Raw genomic sequence first — 19,465 nt, 5'->3', positions numbered from 1 at the left:
GTCGGGGCAGCCCGTGCGGGCCCGCCCTCCGGCTGCCGGACGAGGCGTTCCGGCCACCGGGCGGCGGCGTACCGACACCATCGACTCCGCCAGGTCGACATACGCGCGAGTAGTTAACAAAGTGCCGGATTGCCCACCCGAATAGGGTGGGAAGGCTCCTGCGGGTACTCCCTCAGGAGCACCACGCAGGACCCGCCTTCCCCCCAGTCATCCGCCCACCCACGTTGACGCGGACAGGAGCGGTCATGCCCGCCAAGCACCACTCGTCATCGCCCCCGACGCCCGGCCCCGGCGCCCGCGCGCGGCGGGCCCCCGCATCTCCTTCCGCCCACTCGGCGGATCCCGGCCCGCCCTCGGCCCAGCAGCCGCCCGGCCCGGCGTCCCCGAGCACCGCCGGTCCGGACACCCCCGCCGGTCACGCGGCGGCCCTGGGGCCCGCGACCTCCGTGGGCCGCATCCCGGTCCTCGACGTGCGGCCGCAGGTCCGCTGCGGGCTGCGGCCGGCCAAGGCCGTCACCGGTGAGACGTTCCAGGTCTCGGCGACCGTGTTCCGCGAGGGACACGACGCGGTGGCCGCCAACGTGGTGCTGACGGACCCGGGCGGCCGTCCGGGCCCGTTCACCCCGATGCGGGAGCTGGCCCCCGGCACCGACCGGTGGGGCGCCGAGGTCACCCCCGGGGAGCCGGGCCTGTGGACGTACACCGTGGAGGCGTGGGGCGACCCGGTGAGCACCTGGCGGCACCACGCGGAGATCAAGATCCCGGCGGGCATCGACACGGAACTCGTACTGGAGGAGGGGGCCCGCCTGTACGAGCGGGCGGCGGCGGACGTGCCGGACTCCGAGGCGCGGGAGGTCCTGCTGGCGGCCGTGGACGCGCTGCGCGACGCCCGCCGGCCGACGGCCTCCCGGCTGGCGGCGGCGTTGACGCCACAGGTGGCGGCGGTGCTGGCCCGGTATCCGCTGCGGGAGCTGGTGACCAGCAGTGAGCCGCTGCCGCTGCTGGTGGAGCGGGAACGCGCGCTGTTCGGGTCGTGGTACGAGTTCTTCCCCCGCTCGGAGGGCACCGCGCAGGAGCCGCACGGCACGTTCGAGACCGCCGCGCGGCGGCTGGACGCGATCGCCGCGATGGGGTTCGACGTGGTGTACCTGCCGCCGATCCACCCCATCGGGACCACGTTCCGCAAGGGCCCGAACAACACCCTGGACGCCGGTCCGGACGATGTGGGGGTGCCGTGGGCGATCGGGTCGGCCGAGGGCGGGCACGACGCGGTGCATCCGCGGCTGGGCACCCTGGAGGACTTCGCCCGGTTCGTGGCGCGGGCCGGGGAGCTGGGCATGGAGGTGGCGCTGGACTTCGCGTTGCAGTGCTCGCCGGACCATCCGTGGGTGCACAAGCATCCGGAGTGGTTCCACCACCGCCCCGACGGGTCGATCGCGTATGCGGAGAACCCGCCGAAGAAGTACCAGGACATCTACCCGATCGCCTTCGACGCGGACCTGGACGGGCTGGTGGCGGAGACCTGCCGGGTGCTGCGGCACTGGATGGGGGTGGGGGTGCGGATCTTCCGGGTGGACAATCCGCACACCAAGCCGGTGGTGTTCTGGGAGCGGGTGATCGGTGAGATCAACCGCACCGATCCGGACGTGATCTTCCTGGCGGAGGCGTTCACCCGGCCGGCGATGATGCACACGCTGGCGCAGATCGGGTTCCAGCAGTCCTACACCTACTTCACCTGGCGCAACAGCAAGCAGGAGCTGACCGAGTACCTGACCGAACTGTCGGGGGAGGCCGCCTCCTACATGCGGCCCAACTTCTTCGCCAACACCCCCGACATCCTGCACGCCTGTCTGCAGCACGGCGGCCGGCCCGCCTTCGAGGTCCGCGCGGTCCTGGCCGCCACCCTCTCGCCGACCTGGGGCATCTACAGCGGCTACGAACTGTGCGAGAACACCCCGCTGCGCGAGGGCAGCGAGGAGTACCTCGACTCGGAGAAGTACCAGCTCAGGCCCCGCGACTGGGAGGCGGCCGAACGCGAGGGCCGCACCATCGCCCCGCTCATCACCAAGCTCAACACCCTCCGCCGGGAGAACCCGGCCCTGCGCCAGCTGCGGGACCTCCACTTCCACCATGCGGACCAGGAGGCGGTCATCGCATACTCGAAACGGAAGGGCTCGAACACGGTTCTGGTGGTCGCCAACCTCGACCCGCACCACACCCAGGAGGCCACGGTCTCGTTGGACATGCCGCAACTCGGCCTGGAAGGGCACGAGTCGGTGCCGGTGCGCGACGAGCTCACCGGAGAGACCTATCACTGGGGCAGCGCCAACTACGTGCGCCTGGGGCCGGGGGGAGCGCATGTACTCGTCGTCGGCCGGGGGCCCGGGGACTCCTCTCCGGGTGAGCACACATCGGCTCTGCGACCGTCCACCCCGCAGATGGGAGGGTCACCCACAACATGATCGTCAACGAACCCGTGCCGGACACCTTCGAGGACACTCCCGCCAGGGACCGGGACCCCGAGTGGTTCAAACGCGCCGTCTTCTACGAGGTGCTGGTCCGCTCCTTCCAGGACAGCAACGGTGACGGCGTCGGCGACCTGAAGGGGCTGACCGCCAAACTCGACTACCTCCAGTGGCTCGGCGTCGACTGCCTGTGGCTGCCCCCGTTCTTCAAGTCACCCCTGCGCGACGGCGGCTACGACGTCTCCGACTACACCGCCGTGCTCCCCGAGTTCGGCGACCTGGCGGACTTCGTGGAGTTCGTGGACGCGGCCCACCAGCGGGGCATGCGCGTGATCATCGACTTCGTCATGAACCACACCAGCGACCAGCACCCCTGGTTCCAGGAGTCCCGCAAAGACCCGGAGGGTCCCTACGGCGACTACTACGTGTGGGCGGACGACGACAAGCAGTACCAGGACGCACGGATCATCTTCGTCGACACCGAGGCGTCGAACTGGACCTACGACCCGGTGCGCAAGCAGTACTACTGGCACCGTTTCTTCTCCCACCAGCCGGACCTCAACTACGAGAACCCGGCAGTGCAGGAGGAGATGATCTCCGCGCTGAAGTTCTGGCTGGACCTGGGCATCGACGGGTTCCGGCTGGACGCCGTGCCGTACCTGTACCAGCGGGAGGGCACCAACTGCGAGAACCTCCCGGAGACCCATGCCTTCCTGAAGCGGGTGCGCAAGGAGATCGACACGCAGTACCCGGACACCGTGCTGCTGGCCGAGGCGAACCAGTGGCCCGAGGACGTGGTCGACTACTTCGGCGACTACGCCGTCGGCGGCGACGAATGCCACATGGCCTTCCACTTCCCCGTCATGCCCCGCATCTTCATGGCCGTCCGCCGCGAGTCCCGCTACCCGGTCTCCGAGATCCTCGCCAAGACCCCCGCCATCCCCTCCGGCTGCCAGTGGGGCATCTTCCTGCGCAACCACGACGAACTCACCCTGGAGATGGTCACCGACGAGGAACGCGACTACATGTGGGCGGAGTACGCCAAGGACCCCCGCATGCGCGCCAACATCGGCATCCGCCGCCGCCTCGCCCCGCTGCTGGACAACGACCGCAACCAGATCGAACTGTTCACCGCCCTGCTGCTGTCCCTGCCCGGCTCCCCCGTCATGTACTACGGCGACGAGATCGGCATGGGCGACAACATCTGGCTCGGCGACCGCGACGCCGTGCGCACCCCCATGCAGTGGACCCCGGACCGCAACGCCGGCTTCTCCTCCTCCGACCCCGGCCGCCTCTTCCTGCCCACCATCATGGACCCGGTCTACGGCTACCAGGTCACCAACGTCGAGGCCTCCATGGCCTCCCCCTCCAGCCTGCTGCACTGGACCCGCCGGATGATCGAGATCCGCAAGCAGAACCCGGCCTTCGGCCTGGGCACCTACACCGAGCTGCCCTCCTCCAACCCCGCCGTCCTCGCCTTCCTGCGCGAGTACGAGGACGACCTCGTCCTGTGCGTCCACAACTTCTCCCGCTTCTCCCAGCCGACCGAGCTGGATCTCAGTGCCTTCGAGGGGCGCCACCCGGTCGAGCTGTTCGGCGGGGTGCGCTTCCCCGCCGTCGGGGAGCTGCCGTATCTGCTGACCCTCGGGGGACACGGCTTCTACTGGTTCCGGCTCCGCAAGGACGCCGCGTAGAACCCGGCGGGGCGGTTTCCTCCGTCCCGCCCGGGGCACGCATCAGTAACACCCCGCCCACCGGTGGCGCCCCCGGGCCCTGCCGACGATGGGGAAAGGACGCGACGCCATGTCGGAAGCCGTCACCCGCACCGTCACCGCACCGCCCGGCCTCCTTGCGTCACTCGATCCACTGCTGAGGGAATGGCTGCCCAGGCAGCGCTGGTTCGCGGGCAAGGGACGCCCGGTCACCGGGTTCGCCCTGGTCGCGGCCACCGAGCTGCTGCCGCCCACCGCCAAGCTGGGCCTGTACCACCTGCTGGTCCGCGCACAGCAGCCGCTCGCGGCGGGCCACGGCGGGCAGGAGCAGCCCGGCGACTGCTATCAGCTGTTCATAGGCGTGCGCGAGGCGCTGCCGCCCCGGCTCGCGCCCGCGCTGATCGGTCATGTCACCCGGGGCCCGCTGGCCGGACGGACGGTCTACGAGGCCCTGCACGACACGCGGCCCGCCGAACTGCTCCTGGAGGCACTGCGCACCCAGGCCCGGATCGGCGGGCTCCGTTTCGAGCGGGATCCGCGCCAGGACATCCGGCCCGGTCTGGTGCCGCGCCTGATGACGGCCGAGCAGTCGAACTCGTCCGTCGTCTACGGCGATACGTTCATCCTGAAACTGCTGCGCCGGGTCGTGCCCGGGGTCAACCCCGACCTGGAGCTGCCGCTCGCGCTGGCCCGGGAGGGCAGCACGCGGGTGCCGCCGCCCACCGCGTGGCTGGTCGCGGACCCCGGCGCCGCGGCCGGCGGGCCGGCCACCGACGAGCCGTACGTGCTGGGGGTGCTCCAGCCGTACGTGCAGGGCGCCACCGACGGCTGGGAGCTGGCCCTGCGGGCGCTGGCCAAGGGGGAGGACTTCCTCGCCGACGCCCGCGCCCTCGGGCGCGCCACGGCCGAGGTGCACACCGCGCTGGCCAGGGCCCTGCCGACGGTCACCCTGGGCCCCACCCAGCTGCGGACGACGGTCGCCGGCATGACGGAGCGGCTGGAGGCCGCGGTGCAGGCGGTGGCGGCGCTGCGCCCGTACGAGGAGGGCCTGCGCTCGGCGTTCACGGCGCTGGACGACCTGGCCTCCGAGGGGCAGGTGTGGACCGCGCAGCGGGTGCACGGCGACCTGCACCTCGGGCAGTGCCTGCGGTCCCCGGCCGGTGACTGGTCGCTGATCGACTTCGAGGGGGAACCGGCCCGCCCGCTGGCCGAGCGCCGCATGCCGCAGCCCGCCGTCCGGGACGTGGCGGGCATGCTGCGGTCCTTCGACTACGCGGCCCGCTCCCTGGACCCGCCGCAGCCCGACTGGGCGGCCCACTGCCGGGCGGCCTACTGCTCCGGCTACGCGCGCGCCGCCGGCCGCGACCCGCGCACCGACCCTGTGCTGCTGCGCGCCTACGAGACGGACAAGGCGGTCTACGAGGTGCTCTACGAGGCCCGGCACCGCCCCGAGTGGCTGCCCGTACCGCTGGCCGCCGTGCGCAGGCTCGCCGGCTCCGGCGCGGCCGACCCGACCTGACCCACCCCTTCGCCCAGGAGGCTCCGCCCGTGACCCCCCGCCCCGAGTCCAGCGCCTCGCAGCCGGAACCGCAGGCCGGCCGGCCGGCCGAACCGCAGGCCGCGCCGCAGCCCGCGGTGCCGAAGAGGAAGCCCGCCGCGAAGAAGTCCGCCGCGACCGGCGCGGCCGGGAAGAAGCCCGCGGCCGGGAAGACGGCGGCCGCGAAGACCACGGCCAAGTCCACGGCCAAGGCCACGGCGAAGAAGGCCGGTGCCGCCCGGGCCGCGGCGACGGTGAAGGCGGCGGAGAAGAAGCCGGGGGTGAAGACGACGCCGGCGAGGGGGACGGCGGAGGCGGCGGCCCCGGAATCCACGGCCGCCGGGGCGCGCGGGGCGGGGCAGCCCGTGCCCCCCGACATGGAGATCGCCGTGTCCCCGGCCGTCGGCGCCGAGGACCGGGAGCGGCTGCTGAGCGGCACCCACCATGCCCCGCACGACGTCCTCGGCGCCCACCCGGTGCCCGGCGGGGTCGTCTTCCGGGTGTTCAAGCCGTACGCCCTGGCCGTGACCGTCGTCTCCGGCGGGCTGCGGGCCGACCTGCACGACGACGGAGCGGGGTTCTTCTCCGGGCTGCTGCCGCTGCGCGAGGTGCCGGCGTACCACCTGCTGGTGGCCTACGAGGGGACGGTCCACGAGACCGAGGACGCCTACCGCTTCCTGCCCACCCTCGGCGAACTGGACCTGCACCTGATCGGCGAGGGCCGGCACGAGGAGCTGTGGACGGTCCTGGGCGCGCACCCGATGACCCACGAGGGCGTGCGCGGCACCCGGTTCTCGGTGTGGGCGCCGAACGCGCGCGCGGTGCGCGTGGCGGGGACGTTCAACTTCTGGGACAGCACCGCCTTCCCGATGCGTTCGCTGGGCTCGACCGGGGTGTGGGAGCTGTTCGTGCCGGGGATCGGCGAGGGCGAGCTGTACAAGTTCGACATCACCCGGCCCGACGGCTCGCGCACCCTGCGCGCCGACCCGATGGCCCGCCGCACCGAGGTCCCCCCGGCCACCGGGTCGGTGATCACGTCGTCGGAGTACGTGTGGGGGGACGCCGAGTGGCTGGAGCGCCGGGCGGAGGTGCCCGCCCACGAGGGCCCCTTCTCTGTGTACGAGGTGCACCTGCCGTCCTGGCGGCCGGGACAGACCTACCGGCAGCTGGCCGAGCAGCTCCCCGCCTACGTCCGGGACCTCGGGTTCACGCACGTGGAGCTGATGCCGGTCGCCGAGCACCCCTTCGGCGGCTCCTGGGGCTACCAGGTCACCGGTTTCTACGCGCCGACCGCCCGGATGGGCGGCCCCGACGACTTCAGGTACCTGGTGGACGCGCTGCACCGGGAGGGCATCGGGGTCCTGATGGACTGGGTGCCGGCGCACTTCCCGCGCGACGAGTGGGCGCTGGCCGAGTTCGACGGGCGGCCCCTGTACGAGCACGCGGATCCGCTGCGGGCCGCCCATCCCGACTGGGGCACCCTGGAGTTCGACTTCGGGCGGCGCGAGGTGCGCAACTTCCTGGTGGCCAACGCCCTGTACTGGTGCGAGGAGTTCCACATCGACGGGCTGCGCGTCGACGCGGTCGCCTCCATGCTCTACCTCGACTACTCGCGCGAGCCGGGCCAGTGGACGCCGAACGAGCACGGCGGCCGGGAGAACCTGGACGCGGTGGCCTTCCTGCAGGAGATGAACGCGACCCTCTACCGCAGGGTGCCGGGCGTGGTGACGATCGCCGAGGAGTCGACCGCCTGGGACGGCGTCACCCGGGCCACCCACCACAAGGGACCGAGCGGTTTCGGCGGCCTGGGCTTCGGGCTGAAGTGGAACATGGGCTGGATGCACGACTCGCTGGCCTACATGAGCCACGACCCGGTGCACCGCCGGCACCACCACCACGAGATGACGTTCTCGATGGTGTACGCCTACAGCGAGAACTACGTGCTGCCGATCTCCCACGACGAGGTGGTGCACGGCAAACGGTCCCTGGTGTCGAAGATGCCCGGCGACTGGTGGCAGCAGCGCGCCAACCTGCGCGCCTACCTGGGCTTCATGTGGGCCCATCCGGGCAAGCAACTCCTTTTCATGGGGCAGGAGTTCGCCCAGGGCGCCGAGTGGTCCGAGACGCACGGCCCGGACTGGTGGCTGCTCGACCCGAACTACGGTGCCGAGGCCGACCACCGCGGGGTGCGCGACCTGGTGCGGGACCTCAACACCGTCTACCGCCGCACCCCGGCGCTGTGGCGGCTCGACACCCGTCCGGAGGGCTTCCGGTGGGTGACCGGCGACGCCGCCGAGGACAACGTGTTCGCCTTCCTCCGCCTCGATGCCGACGGCGGCCCGCTCCTCGCGGTCAGCAACTTCGCCCCGGTGGTCCGCTCCGAGTACCGGCTCGGCGTCCCCGACGACGTGCCCGCCTGGCACGAGGCCCTGAACACCGACGCCGCCCGGTACGGCGGCAGCGACGTCGGCAACCCGGATCCGGTCAAGCCGGAGCCGCAGGGCCGGCACGGACACCCGGCGAGCGTCCGGCTGGTCCTGCCGCCCCTGGCGACGGTGTGGCTGCGCCCGGCCTGACCCGGGGACCGTGTCCCAGGCCAGGGCCTCAGCCGTGTCTCAGGCCAGGGCCTCACGCCCGTGTCTCAGGCCAGGGCCTCGGCCAGCGGCTGGGGCAGCGGCTCGGAGTGCAGGACGCCGAGCCGCTGGGTGGCCCGGGTGAGCGCCACGTACAGGTCGCTGGTGCCGTACCGGCCGGGCTCGACCACGAGCACCGAGTCGAACTCCAGCCCCTTGGCCTGGCGCGGGTCGAGCAGGACCACGTCGTGCGTCAGGTCCGGCTCGGCGCCCGCGGTGACCCCGTCGAGGCGCGCCGCCAGCGCGCGGTGCAGGTCCCGGGGCGCGATCACGGCGAGCCGGCCCTCGGCGGGGGTGAGCTCCCCCACCGCCTTGGCGACGGCGCCGGGCAGGTCGTCGCTCGCCCGGGCCCAGGGCCGTACGCCGGTGGAGCGGACCGAGCCGGGCGGCTCGAAACCGGGGTGCCCGGCCCGGACCACGGCCGCCGCGACGTCCATGATCTCGGCCGGGGTGCGGTAGTTGACGCCGAGCCGGGTGTGCTCCCAGCGGTCCTCCACGTAGGGGGCGAGGATGTCCGACCAGGAGCCGACGCCGCCCGCCTCCGAGGTCTGCGCGGGGTCGCCGACCAGGGTCATCGAGCGGGTGGGGCTGCGCCGCATCAGCAGCCGCCAGGCCATCGGCGACAGCTCCTGCGCCTCGTCGACGATGATGTGCCCGAAGGCCCAGGTGCGGTCGGCGGCGGCGCGTTCGGCGGCGCTGCGGTGGTCCTCCTCCTCGTGCCGTTCGGCGAAACGCTCGGCGTCGATGATGTCGTGCGCGGACAGCACCTCGACGGAGTCGGGGTCGTCCTCCTCCTTGTCCTCGAACTCGTAGGTCCGCGAGGCGTACGACACGTCCAGGACGCCCTGGGCGTAGGCGACCTGCGCCTGCCGTTCGCGGTCGGCCCGCTCGCGGGCCAGGCGGTCGTCCTCGCCGAGGAGTTCGGCGGCCTCGTCGAGCAGCGGCACGTCGGAGACGGTCCAGTGCCGGGTCACCGGGCGGCGCACCGCGTCGGCGTCCTCGGCGGGCAGGAAGTCCTCCGGGGCCGCGAGCAGGTCGGCGACCAGGCGCTGCGGGGTGAGCCGGGGCCACAGCCGGTCGATGGCTGACCACACCTCGGTGTTCTCGGCGAGTTCGTCGCGGATCTGGGTGATGTCGCTGGGGTCGAGCAGGTTGGTGCCGTCGTAGGGGTCGGTGCCGATGCGTTCGGCGACCATCTCGGTGAGCGTGTTGAGGATGTGGCCCTCGAAGTGCTCCCGGGCCGCGTTGTGCGGCAGCTTGGCGGCCCGGGTGCGTTCCCGGGCGACGCGGACCAGTCCGTCGTCCAGCATGAGGACGTCGCGGTCGTGCTCGATGGTGATCACCGGGTCGGGCAGCGCCTGCCGGCTGCGGACCGCCTCGGCGAGGACCTCGGCCATCTCCGCCCGGCCCTTGACCTCGGCGGCCCGCGGGCTGTCGGTGCGGGTGGTGCGGACGCCGGGGAAGAGTTCGCCGACGGTCGCCAGCAGCACGCCGGTCTCGCCGAGGCTGGGCAGCACCTCGCCGATGTAGCCGAGGAACGCCGGGTTGGGGCCCACGATCAGCACGGCGCGCCGGGCCAGCAGGTCGCGGTGCTCGTAGAGGAGGTAGGCGGCGCGGTGCAGGGCGACGGCGGTCTTGCCGGTGCCCGGGCCGCCCTCCACCACCATGACCCCGCGGTGCGGGGCGCGGATGATCCGGTCCTGGTCGGCCTGGATGGTGCGCACGATGTCGCCCATGCGGCCGGTGCGCGCGGAGTCGAGCGCGGCGAGCAGCACGGCGTCACCGGTGGGGTCCTCGTGGCCGGTGCGGGTCTCGTCGCCCAGGTCGAGGATCTCGTCGTGCAGGGCAGTGACCTCGCGGCCCTCGGTGGAGATGTGCCGGCGGCGCCGGAGCCCCATCGGGGTGTGGCCGGTGGCGAGGTAGAAGGGGCGGGCCACGTCGGCGCGCCAGTCGATGAGGACGGGGGTGCGGTCGGCGTCGTCGTCGCGCAGCCCGATGCGGCCGATGTGGTGGCTGTCGCCCGAGGACAGGTCGATGCGGCCGAAGCAGAGGGAGCCGTCCACCGCGTTGAGCGCGGCGAGCAGCCCGGAGCGCTCGGCGACGAGGATGTCCCGCTCCAGCCGCGCCTGCATGGGGGTGTTCCCCTGGCGGAGGGCGTCCGTCACGGAGTCCTCGGCGTCGCCGCGCAGGGCGTCCACGCGTGCGTACAGTCCGTCGATGAATTCCTGTTCTTCCCGGAATTCATCGTCCGGAAATTCGGTGTTTGACAATGCCACTCCCGCCCGGATATACTGAGCTCACTGAACTTGAATGCGATTCTTTTCATTGAAGTCGCGAATCAATGAATATACGCCGAGAAAACCCCCGGGCGCAATTGCCCCGGGGGTTTTCTCGTGTCCGGACGCGAACCGGGCGGCCGGGTCCACGGGGCGGGGCCCGGCCGCCCGGCGGGTGGAGGCCCGTACGGGCGGGGGCCTCCGGGAACCCGGGCGGCTGAGCGGCGGGAGGTGGGGGGAAGCCACCCGGCCGCCCGGGAGGATCTGCGGCACGGCCGGGGCCGTGCGGGCCGGGGGGTCAGGCCTTGGCGAGTTCCTTCTCGCCGCCGGCCGCGGGCGCCGCGGCCGGGACGTCGTCCTCGGCCGGGTCGCCGGCGTGGTCGTCCAGCAGGCTCTGCTCGTCGAACGGCTCCCGGCCGGCCAGCACCTCGTGCACCCGCTCCTTGTCGATCTCCTTGGTCCAGGTGCCGATCAGCACCGTGGCCACCGCGTTGCCCGCGAAGTTCGTCAGGGCGCGGGCCTCGCTCATGAAGCGGTCGATGCCGACGATCAGACCGATGCCGTCCACCAGGGCCGGCTTGTGCGACTGCAGGCCGCCGGCCAGCGTCGCCAGGCCCGCGCCGGTCACCCCGGCCGCGCCCTTGGAGGCGACCAGCAGGAACAGCAGCAGCGGGATCTGCTCACCGATCGACATCGGCGTGCCCATGGCGTCGGCGATGAACAGCGAGGCCATGGTCATGTAGATCATGGTGCCGTCGAGGTTGAACGAGTAGCCGGTCGGGACGGTGATGCCGACCACCGGCTTGCTGACGCCCAGGTGCTCCATCTTCGCGATGAGGCGCGGCAGCGCCGACTCGGAGGACGAGGTGGACAGGATCAGCAGGAACTCGCGGCCCAGGTACCGGAACAGGGTCCAGATGTTCAGGCCCGCGACGAGCCGCAGCATGGCGCCCAGCACCAGGAAGATGAACAGCACACAGGTGACGTAGAAGCCGAGCATCAGCACCGCGAGGCTCTTGAGGGCGTCGAGACCGGCAGAACCCGTGACGGCGGCCATGGCGCCGAAGGCACCGATCGGGGCGGCCCACATGATCATGGCCAGCACGCGGAAGACCAGGCGCTGGATGTGCTCGATGCCGCGCAGGATCGGCCGGCCCGCGTTGCCCATGGCCTGCAGCGCGAAGCCGCACAGCAGGGCGATCAGCAGGGTCTGCAGGACCTCGCCGGAGGTGAAGGCGGACACGATGGTGGACGGGATGACGCCGAGCAGGAACTCGGTGGTGCCCTTGGCCTCCGCGTCGATCTGCGCGTGGCCGGTCTCCTTGACCGCGTCGGTGATCGCGAGGCCGGTGCCCGGGTCGAGGATGTTGCCGACGATCAGGCCGATGGCGAGCGCGACGACCGACATGACCATGAAGTAGCCGAGGGCGATACCGCCGACCGCACCGACCTTGGCGGCCTTCCGCACGGAGCCGATGCCCAGCACGATCGTGCAGAAGATGATCGGCGAGATCATCATCTTGATCAGGTTCACGAAGCCGGTGCCGATCGGCTTCAGCCCGACCGCGAAGCCGGGGGCGATCAGACCCACGCCGATGCCGAGGGCGACCGCGATGATGACCGCGATGTAGAGATAGTGCGTGCGGTCCCGCTTGGCCTTGGGTGCGGCAGGTGCCGTATCGGCTGTGCTGGTCACGGCGGCCCTCCTTGACGTCGTCGTCGGCATCACCGGCGTGCGGCTCACGTCCGGGGGATGAAGTTCGGGGGAACGCCGTGACTATGTCTCGCCCTGTGAGCGCGGTCACCCTTCCGTTCATTTAGTTCATCGCGGGACCGGAAGGCACACTGACGGGATGCGTCTGCCCCTCCCCCGACCCCGCAGCCTGGCGGGCCAGCTGTTCGCCATGCAGGCCGTGCTGATCGCGGTGCTGGTGGTGGGGTACGCGGTGTTCAGCTACGTCAGCGACCGCGGCCAGGCCGAGGACGCGGCGGGCGACCAGGCCACGGCCGTGGCCCTGTCGGTCGCCGACTCGCCGTCCGTGCGGGAGGCGATCCGCTCCGCCGACCCCTCGGCCGCCCTCCAGCCCTACGCGCTGGCGGTGGTGCGCGACACCGACATCGACTTCGTCACGATCATGAACCCGCGGGGCATCCGCTGGACCCACCCGGACCCCGACGAGATCGGCCTGTCCTTCCGCGGCCACACCGGGCCCGCCCTGGAGGGCCGCACCTTCACCGAGACCTACACCGGCACCCTCGGCCCGTCCGTGCGCGCGGTCACCCCGGTCCGGGACGGGGACCGGATCGTCGGCCTGGTCAGCGCGGGCATACGGGTCGAGGAGATCAGCCAGCGCGCCCAGGGGCAGCTCACGGCGCTGCTGGTGGTGGCGTCCGGTGCCCTCGGGCTCGGCGCGATCGGCACGTACGTCATCAACGCGCGGCTGCGCCGGCACACCCACGGCATGAACGCGACCGAGCTCAGCCACATGCACGACTACCATCAGGCCGCGCTCCACGCCGTGCGCGAGGGGCTGCTGATGCTGGACGGGCAGTACCGGGTGGCGTTGATCAACGACGGCGGCCGGGACCTGCTGGGCGTGGCTCCCGGGGAGGACGTGGTGGGCAGGTCGGTCGCCGAGCTGGGGCTTCCCACCGCGCTGACGGGGGCGCTGCTCGCCTGTGAGCCGCGGGTGGACGAGGTGCATCTGACGGCGGACCGGGTGCTGGTGGTGAACACCTCACCGGTCTCCGGCGGTGAGCGGCGCGGGTTCGTGGTGACCCTGCGGGACGTCACCGAGTTGCAGTCGCTGATGGGCGAGCTGGACTCGGAGCGGGGCTTCAGCGAGGCGCTGCGCTCCCAGGCGCACGAGGCGGCGAACCGGCTGCACACCGTCGTGTCGCTGATCGAGCTGGGCCGGGCCGAGGAGGCGGTGGACTTCGCGACGGCCGAGCTGGAGCTGGCGCAGGCGCTCACCGACCAGGTGGTGGCGGCGGTCGGGGAGCCGGTGCTGGCGGCGCTGCTGCTGGGCAAGACGGCCCAGGCCAACGAGCGGGGTGTGGAGCTGGTGGTGTCCGGCGACAGCCGTCTGGACGACGGGCTGCTGCCGGACTCGCTGCCCGCCCGGGACCTGGTCACCATCCTCGGCAACCTGATCGACAACGCCGTGGACGCGGCGCAGGGCGGAATCCGCCCCCGGGTGACGGTCACCGCGCTGACCTGCGAGGACACCGAGCTGATCCTTCGGGTGCGGGACACCGGTCCGGGCGTGGACCCCGAGCGTGCCGAGGCGCTGTTCCGGCGCGGGTTCACCACGAAGCCCGCGGGTCCCGGCGGGCGCGGGCTGGGCCTCGCCCTGGTCCGGCAGGCGGTGGGCCGCCACGGGGGCTCGCTGTCGGTGACGTCGCCGGAGGAGGGCGGCGCGGAGTTCGAGGCGCGCATCCCGCTGCGGACCGCCGAGGGCGGCAGGACGGCGCGGGAACCGGTGGCGGAGGGTGTGACGGTGAGCGGCTCGGGAGGGGGCGCATGACGGGCGGGCCCATCAGAGTGCTGGTGGTGGAGGACGATCCGGTCGCCGCCGACGCCCATGTGATGTACGTCGGCCGGGTGCCCGGCTTCGAGGCGGTCGGCAAGGTGTCCTCGGGGGTCGAGGCCCGCCGGGCGCTGGAACGCACGGCCGTCGACCTGCTGCTGCTCGACCTGCATCTGCCGGACGTGCACGGACTGAAGCTGGCCCGCTCGCTGCGGGCGGCGGGACACCAGGCGGACGTGATCGCGGTGACCTCGGCGCGGGACCTGGCCGTGGTGCGCGAGGGCGTGTCGCTCGGCGTGGTGCAGTACGTGCTGAAACCGTTCACCTTCGCGACCCTGAGGGACCGCCTGGTGCGCTACGCCGAGTTCCACGCGGCGGCGGGCGAGGCCAGCGGCCAGGACGAGGTGGACCGCGCCCTGGCGGTGCTGCGGGCGCCCGGCCCCGCGGCGCTGCCCAAGGGCCTGAGCGCCCCCACCCTGGAGCGGGTCACGGTAACCCTGCGCGACGCGGGTGAGGGCATGACCGCGACGGGCGTCGCGGAGACGGTCGGCATCTCCCGCATCACCGCCCGCCGCTATCTGGAGCACCTGGTGGAGGCGGGCCACGCGGCGCGCCGCCCCCAGTACGGCACGGTGGGCCGCCCGGAACTGCAGTACCGGTGGGTGGCGGGCCGGCCCTGAGTCCGGCGGACGCCGGTCGCCGCGAGGCCCGGTGGGATCCCGGCGCGCGTCACCGCCCCGGTCGTCCCCGCCGGCCCCCCCCGGGGCGCGCGGTTTCCGGCAGGGGGCGCGTCCCGGCCCGCGCACGCGGGGTGCGGTTTGCGCCGCCGGAACAGGTTGCTCCGCCGGGGCAGGCGGGGCGGTGATACGGACGGAAGTACGAGTGGCGGAGGACGGTCGCACATCCGCCCGGTACGCCCGCGGGGGCGCCGGACGCGCCGTCGGCAGCGCATATGCCCGGTGAGCTTTCCGTTTGCCCGGTGCAGGGACGGGAGGGCGGCCCGGCGCGGGCGCCGCACCGAAGGGGTGACCGCCCGGTAGCCGTAGCTTCGCACGAAGCGTGATCCTGGCCGGACCGACCGTAGTCACCGCGGTCCGGCGGGCCTAGCTTGTGGGCCGTGCCCCGATCTGCCGCCCGACCGAACCGCCCCCCGTCCCCCGATCCCCGCCGGACCCCGCCGTTCAACGCCGCCGCCGCCCGCCGGCTGCGGTCCGCGCTCGGCATGGGTGCCGACCACATCGCCCACACCCTGCGCGTCTCCTACGGACTCCCCCACGTCACCCCGGACCTCGTGCTCGGCTGGGAGCGCGGCCTCGCCGCTCCGACCGGCACCGAACTCACCGCCCTGGCCGGGGTGCTGTGGTGCTCACCGGGTGAACTCATCGGGCGTCCGCGCACCTTGCGCGAGCACCGCATCGCCCGCGGGCTCGCACCCGAGGACGTGGCACGCGCCGTCGGGCACGAGATCCACGCCTACCTGCGGATGGAGGAGACGGGCCAGTGGCGCGGCAGCGAGCGGCAGGCCACCGCGCTCGCCGGTGTGCTCTCCCTGTCCCTGGCCGACTTCATCACCGTCACCGGGCGGGAGGCGAGGCTCGCGGAACTGCTGCGCAGCGCGGCGACGACCCGCTGGCAGGCGTACGTGCGGCCGGTGTCGAAGATCGCCCCGCTGGACCGGCGGCTGCTGGAGGGCGTGCTCCAGCGGCTGCACCGGGACTACCAGGGCCACATGGCCGCCACCCTCAGCTGGGGCGGCGGCAGCGGCGACGCCGGCGACGCGGGCCGCGACTTCCTGGACCGGGTCGTCGAGCACTTCTGGGCGGCCGTCGACGACCGCTGAGTCACGCCGGGACACAACGGGCGGGGACGAGGGACCCTCGCCCCCCGGCGCGCGCCGGAGCCGGACTAGAAGACCGACTCGGCCTCGTCCATGCGGTCCGTCGGGACCCGCTTCAGCTCGGTGACCGCCTCGGCCAGCGGCACCATCACGATGTCCGTGCCGCGCAGCGCCGTCATCCGCCCGAAGTCGCCCCGGTGCGCGGCCTCCACCGCGTGCCAGCCGAAGCGGGTCGCGAGCACCCGGTCGTACGCCGTCGGCACACCGCCGCGCTGGACGTGGCCGAGGATGACCGGCTTGGCCTCCTTGCCGAGGCGCCGCTCCAGCTCGCGCGCCAGGGCCGTACCGATGCCCTGGAAACGCTCGTGGCCGAACTGGTCGATCTCGCCCTTGCCGTAGTCCATGGTGCCGTCGGCGGGGTGCGCACCCTCGGCGACGCAGATCACGGCGAACTTCTTGCCGCGGGCGAAGCGCTCCTCGACCATCTTCACGATCTGCCCGGGGTCGAAGGCCCGCTCGGGCAGGCAGATGCCGTGGGCGCCGGCGGCCATGCCGGACTCCAGGGCGATCCATCCCGCGTGCCGGCCCATCACCTCGACGACCATGACGCGCTGGTGGGACTCGGCGGTGGTCTTCAGGCGGTCCATCGCCTCGGTGGCGACGCCCACGGCGGTGTCGAAGCCGAAGGTGCGGTCGGTGGAGGAGATGTCGTTGTCGATGGTCTTCGGCACGCCGACCACCGGCAGGCCCGCGTCCGACAGCATGCGCGCCGCGGTGAGCGTGCCCTCGCCGCCGATCGGGATCAGCGCGTCGATGCCGAAGTCGCGGATCATGTCCGAGGCGTTCTCGCAGGCCTCGCGGAGCCGGTCCCGCTGCAGGCGGGACGAGCCGAGGATGGTGCCGCCGCGGGCCAGGATGCCGCTGACCGCATTGAGGTCCAGGGTGCGGTAGCGGCCGTCGAGCAGGCCGGCGTAGCCGTCCTCGAAACCGATGACCTCGTCACCGTAGTTGTCGACGGCCCGGTGCACGACGGACCGGATCACTGCGTTCAGGCCCGGGCAGTCGCCGCCTGCGGTGAGAACTCCGATACGCATCGTGCTGTGTCTCCTGCTCGCTGTGGATACCGGTGAGCCGGCTTCGATTGTTTCATGCCTTCCGCCGGACCCGTCCCCCCGTACGGTCCCGCCCCGGGCCCGGACGGCTCGGGCGGGCGTCCGGTCCGGCGGCGAGGGTACGGTCGAGGAGGCTGCTCCGTCGCCGCTCACGCCGAGCGGGTGCCCCGCCGGGCGGCCCCCGGACCCACCGCCGAAACCCGACGGAACGGAGAGCGCGCGTGACCCGCAGCGTGTACGTGACCGGCATCGACCGCGGCGACGGCCGCCAGGTCGTCGAACTGGGAGTGATGGAACTCCTGACCCGGCAGGTCGACCGGGTCGGCGTCTTCCGTCCCCTCGTGCACGACGGGCCGGACCGCCTGTTCGAGCTGCTGCGGGCCCGCTACCGGCTGACCCAGGACCCGGCGACCGTCTACGGCATGGACTACCACGAGGCGTCGACGCTCCAGGCCGAACGCGGCACCGACGAGCTGGTGTCGACGCTCGTCGACCGGTTCCACCGGGTCGCCCGCGACTACGACGTGGTGCTGGTCCTCGGCACCGACTACGCCGACACCCAGTTCCCGGACGAACTGGCCCTGAACGCCCGGCTCGCCAACGAGTTCGGCGCCTCGGTCATCCCGGTCGTCGGCGGACGGCGGCAGACCGCGGAGTCGGTGCGCGCCGAGGCCCGCAACGCCTACCGCGCCTACGACACCCACGGCTGCGACGTGCTCGCCATGGTGGTCAACCGGGTGGCCCCCGAGGACCGGGACGAGATCGCCGAGCGGCTCGCGACCCGGCTGCCGGTGCCCTGCTACGTCGTCCCGGACGACCCCGCGCTGGCCGCGCCCACCGTCTCCCAGATCGCCCAGGCCCTGGGCGCCGAGGTGGTCCTCGGCGACGACTCCGGGCTGTCCCGGGACGCCCTGCACTTCGTCTTCGGCGGCGCCATGCTGCCGAACCTGCTCGCCGCCCTGCTGCCGGGCAGCCTGGTCATCACCCCCGGCGACCGGGCCGACCTGGTGGTGGGGGCCCTGGCCGCGCACAGCGCCGGGACCCCGCCGATAGCGGGCGTCCTGCTCACCCTCGACGAGGTGCCGGACGACGCCATCCTCACCCTCGCCGGCCGCCTCGCGCCCGGCACCCCGGTGCTGTCGGTGCCCGGCAACAGCTTCCCCACCGCCGAGCAGCTGTTCTCCATGGAGGGCAAGCTGAACGCGGCCACCCCCCGCAAGGCGGAGACCGCGCTCGGCCTGTTCGAGCGGTACGCCGACACCGCGGAGCTGAGCAAGCGGGTCTCCGCGCCCAGCAGCGACCGGGTCACGCCGATGATGTTCGAGCACACGCTGCTCCAGCGGGCCCGCTCCGACCGGCGGCGGGTGGTGCTGCCCGAGGGCACCGAGGAGCGGGTGCTGCACGCGGCCGAGGTGCTGATGCGCCGCGGGGTGTGCGACCTGACGCTGCTCGGGCCGGTGGACCCCATCCGCAAGAAGGCCGCCGACCTCGGCATCGACCTCGGCGACGCCCAGCTGATCGACCCGGCCGTCTCCGAGCTGCGCGAGGCGTTCGCCGCCCGGTACGCGGCCCTGCGCGCGCACCGCGGCGTCACCGAGGAGCTGGCCCACGACGTCGTCGCCGACGTCAACTACTTCGGCACCCTGATGGTGCAGGAGGGCCTGGCCGACGGCATGGTGTCCGGGTCCGTGCACTCCACCGCGGCGACCATCCGGCCCGCCTTCGAGATCATCAAGACCACCGCGGACGCGTCGATCGTCTCCTCGGTCTTCTTCATGTGCCTGGCCGACAAGGTGCTGGTCTACGGCGACTGCGCGGTCAACCCGGACCCCGACGCGGAGCAGCTCGCCGACATCGCCGTGCAGTCGGCGGCCACGGCGGCCCGGTTCGGGGTGGAGCCGCGGATCGCGATGCTGTCGTACTCCACGGGCACCTCCGGCTCCGGCGCCGACGTGGACAAGGTGCGCCGGGCGACCGAGCTGGTCCGCGCCCGCCGGCCCGACCTCATGATCGAGGGCCCCATCCAGTACGACGCGGCCGTGGAGCCGTCGGTGGCGGCGACCAAGCTGCCGGACTCCGAGGTCGCCGGCCGGGCGAGCGTGCTGATCTTCCCCGACCTGAACACCGGCAACAACACCTACAAGGCGGTGCAGCGCTCGGCCGGGGCGATCGCCGTCGGCCCGGTGCTCCAGGGGCTCCGCAAGCCCGTCAACGACCTGTCCCGGGGCGCGCTCGTCCAGGACATCGTCAACACCGTCGCCATCACGGCGATCCAGGCCCAGTCCCCCTCCGAGACCGCAAAGGCGTCCCACCCGTGAGCCCGTCCCGCCCGTCGTCCTCCGCCGCCCCGTCCGGCGCGCCGC

Annotated in this window: 11 protein-coding genes; 8 read left to right on the top strand and 3 right to left on the bottom strand. The window is 72.8% G+C overall.

Going from position 1 to position 19,465, the window contains the following annotated elements; genetic code table 11:
* The first annotated feature begins 245 nt into the window (after positions 1–245).
* The 4 genes from ACIRPP_RS14790 to glgB all read left to right on the top strand — a co-directional run bounded on the left by ACIRPP_RS14790 (position 246) and on the right by glgB (position 8,290).
* Complete coding sequence (locus tag ACIRPP_RS14790) at positions 246–2,462, top strand: maltotransferase domain-containing protein (RefSeq protein WP_403641966.1); 2,217 nt, start codon at positions 246–248, stop codon at positions 2,460–2,462.
* A complete protein-coding gene (gene treS / locus ACIRPP_RS14785) occupies positions 2,459–4,159 on the top strand; it encodes a maltose alpha-D-glucosyltransferase (protein ID WP_403641963.1) in 1,701 nt (566 codons plus the stop codon). The genes ACIRPP_RS14790 and treS overlap by 4 nt, the downstream gene beginning before the upstream one ends.
* Positions 4,160–4,268: 109 nt before the next feature.
* Positions 4,269–5,696 carry a maltokinase gene (locus tag ACIRPP_RS14780; protein ID WP_403641960.1) on the top strand — a complete coding sequence of 476 codons (1,428 nt, stop codon included), beginning with the start codon at positions 4,269–4,271 and terminating at the stop codon, positions 5,694–5,696.
* A gap of 29 nt (positions 5,697–5,725) precedes the next feature.
* Positions 5,726–8,290, top strand: a complete 2,565-nt coding sequence (gene glgB, locus ACIRPP_RS14775; protein ID WP_403641957.1) for a 1,4-alpha-glucan branching enzyme — start codon at positions 5,726–5,728, stop codon at positions 8,288–8,290.
* Between the two features lie 65 nt (positions 8,291–8,355).
* On the opposite strand, the gene ACIRPP_RS14770 is transcribed toward glgB, so the two are convergent.
* Both ACIRPP_RS14770 and ACIRPP_RS14765 read right to left on the bottom strand, forming a co-directional pair.
* Positions 8,356–10,635: a HelD family protein gene (locus tag ACIRPP_RS14770; protein ID WP_403642188.1), complete on the bottom strand. Its 2,280-nt coding sequence runs from the start codon at positions 10,633–10,635 to the stop codon at positions 8,356–8,358.
* 286 nt (positions 10,636–10,921) lie between these two features.
* Positions 10,922–12,319 (bottom strand): cation:dicarboxylate symporter family transporter, encoded by a 1,398-nt coding sequence (locus ACIRPP_RS14765; RefSeq protein ID WP_403641954.1) that lies wholly within the window; start codon positions 12,317–12,319, stop codon positions 10,922–10,924.
* A 157-nt stretch (positions 12,320–12,476) separates the two neighbouring features.
* Here ACIRPP_RS14765 and ACIRPP_RS14760 point away from each other — a divergent pair, with 157 nt between their 5' ends.
* From ACIRPP_RS14760 to ACIRPP_RS14750, 3 genes are all read left to right on the top strand, one after another.
* Positions 12,477–14,150, top strand: coding sequence for an ATP-binding protein (locus tag ACIRPP_RS14760; protein WP_403641951.1), 1,674 nt, complete (start codon positions 12,477–12,479; stop codon positions 14,148–14,150).
* A complete protein-coding gene (locus ACIRPP_RS14755) occupies positions 14,147–14,833 on the top strand; it encodes a response regulator (protein ID WP_403641948.1) in 687 nt (228 codons plus the stop codon). The genes ACIRPP_RS14760 and ACIRPP_RS14755 overlap by 4 nt, the downstream gene beginning before the upstream one ends.
* A gap of 428 nt (positions 14,834–15,261) precedes the next feature.
* Entirely contained in the window at positions 15,262–15,993 is a 732-nt protein-coding gene (locus tag ACIRPP_RS14750; protein ID WP_403641945.1) for an XRE family transcriptional regulator, read from the top strand.
* 65 nt (positions 15,994–16,058) lie between these two features.
* Here the strand turns inward: ACIRPP_RS14750 and ACIRPP_RS14745 are convergent, their stop codons facing one another.
* Positions 16,059–17,084: an ATP-dependent 6-phosphofructokinase gene (locus tag ACIRPP_RS14745; RefSeq protein ID WP_164335349.1), complete on the bottom strand. Its 1,026-nt coding sequence runs from the start codon at positions 17,082–17,084 to the stop codon at positions 16,059–16,061.
* A 239-nt stretch (positions 17,085–17,323) separates the two neighbouring features.
* Here ACIRPP_RS14745 and pta point away from each other — a divergent pair, with 239 nt between their 5' ends.
* Complete coding sequence (gene pta / locus ACIRPP_RS14740) at positions 17,324–19,420, top strand: phosphate acetyltransferase (RefSeq protein WP_403641941.1); 2,097 nt, start codon at positions 17,324–17,326, stop codon at positions 19,418–19,420.
* Positions 19,421–19,465 lie beyond the last annotated feature (45 nt).

The organism is Streptomyces sp. NPDC101219, assembly GCF_044767675.1.
Classification (GTDB): domain Bacteria; phylum Actinomycetota; class Actinomycetes; order Streptomycetales; family Streptomycetaceae; genus Streptomyces.
The sequence above is the reverse complement of the archived record's forward strand: the minus strand, read 5'-3'. Positions and strand labels throughout refer to the sequence as shown.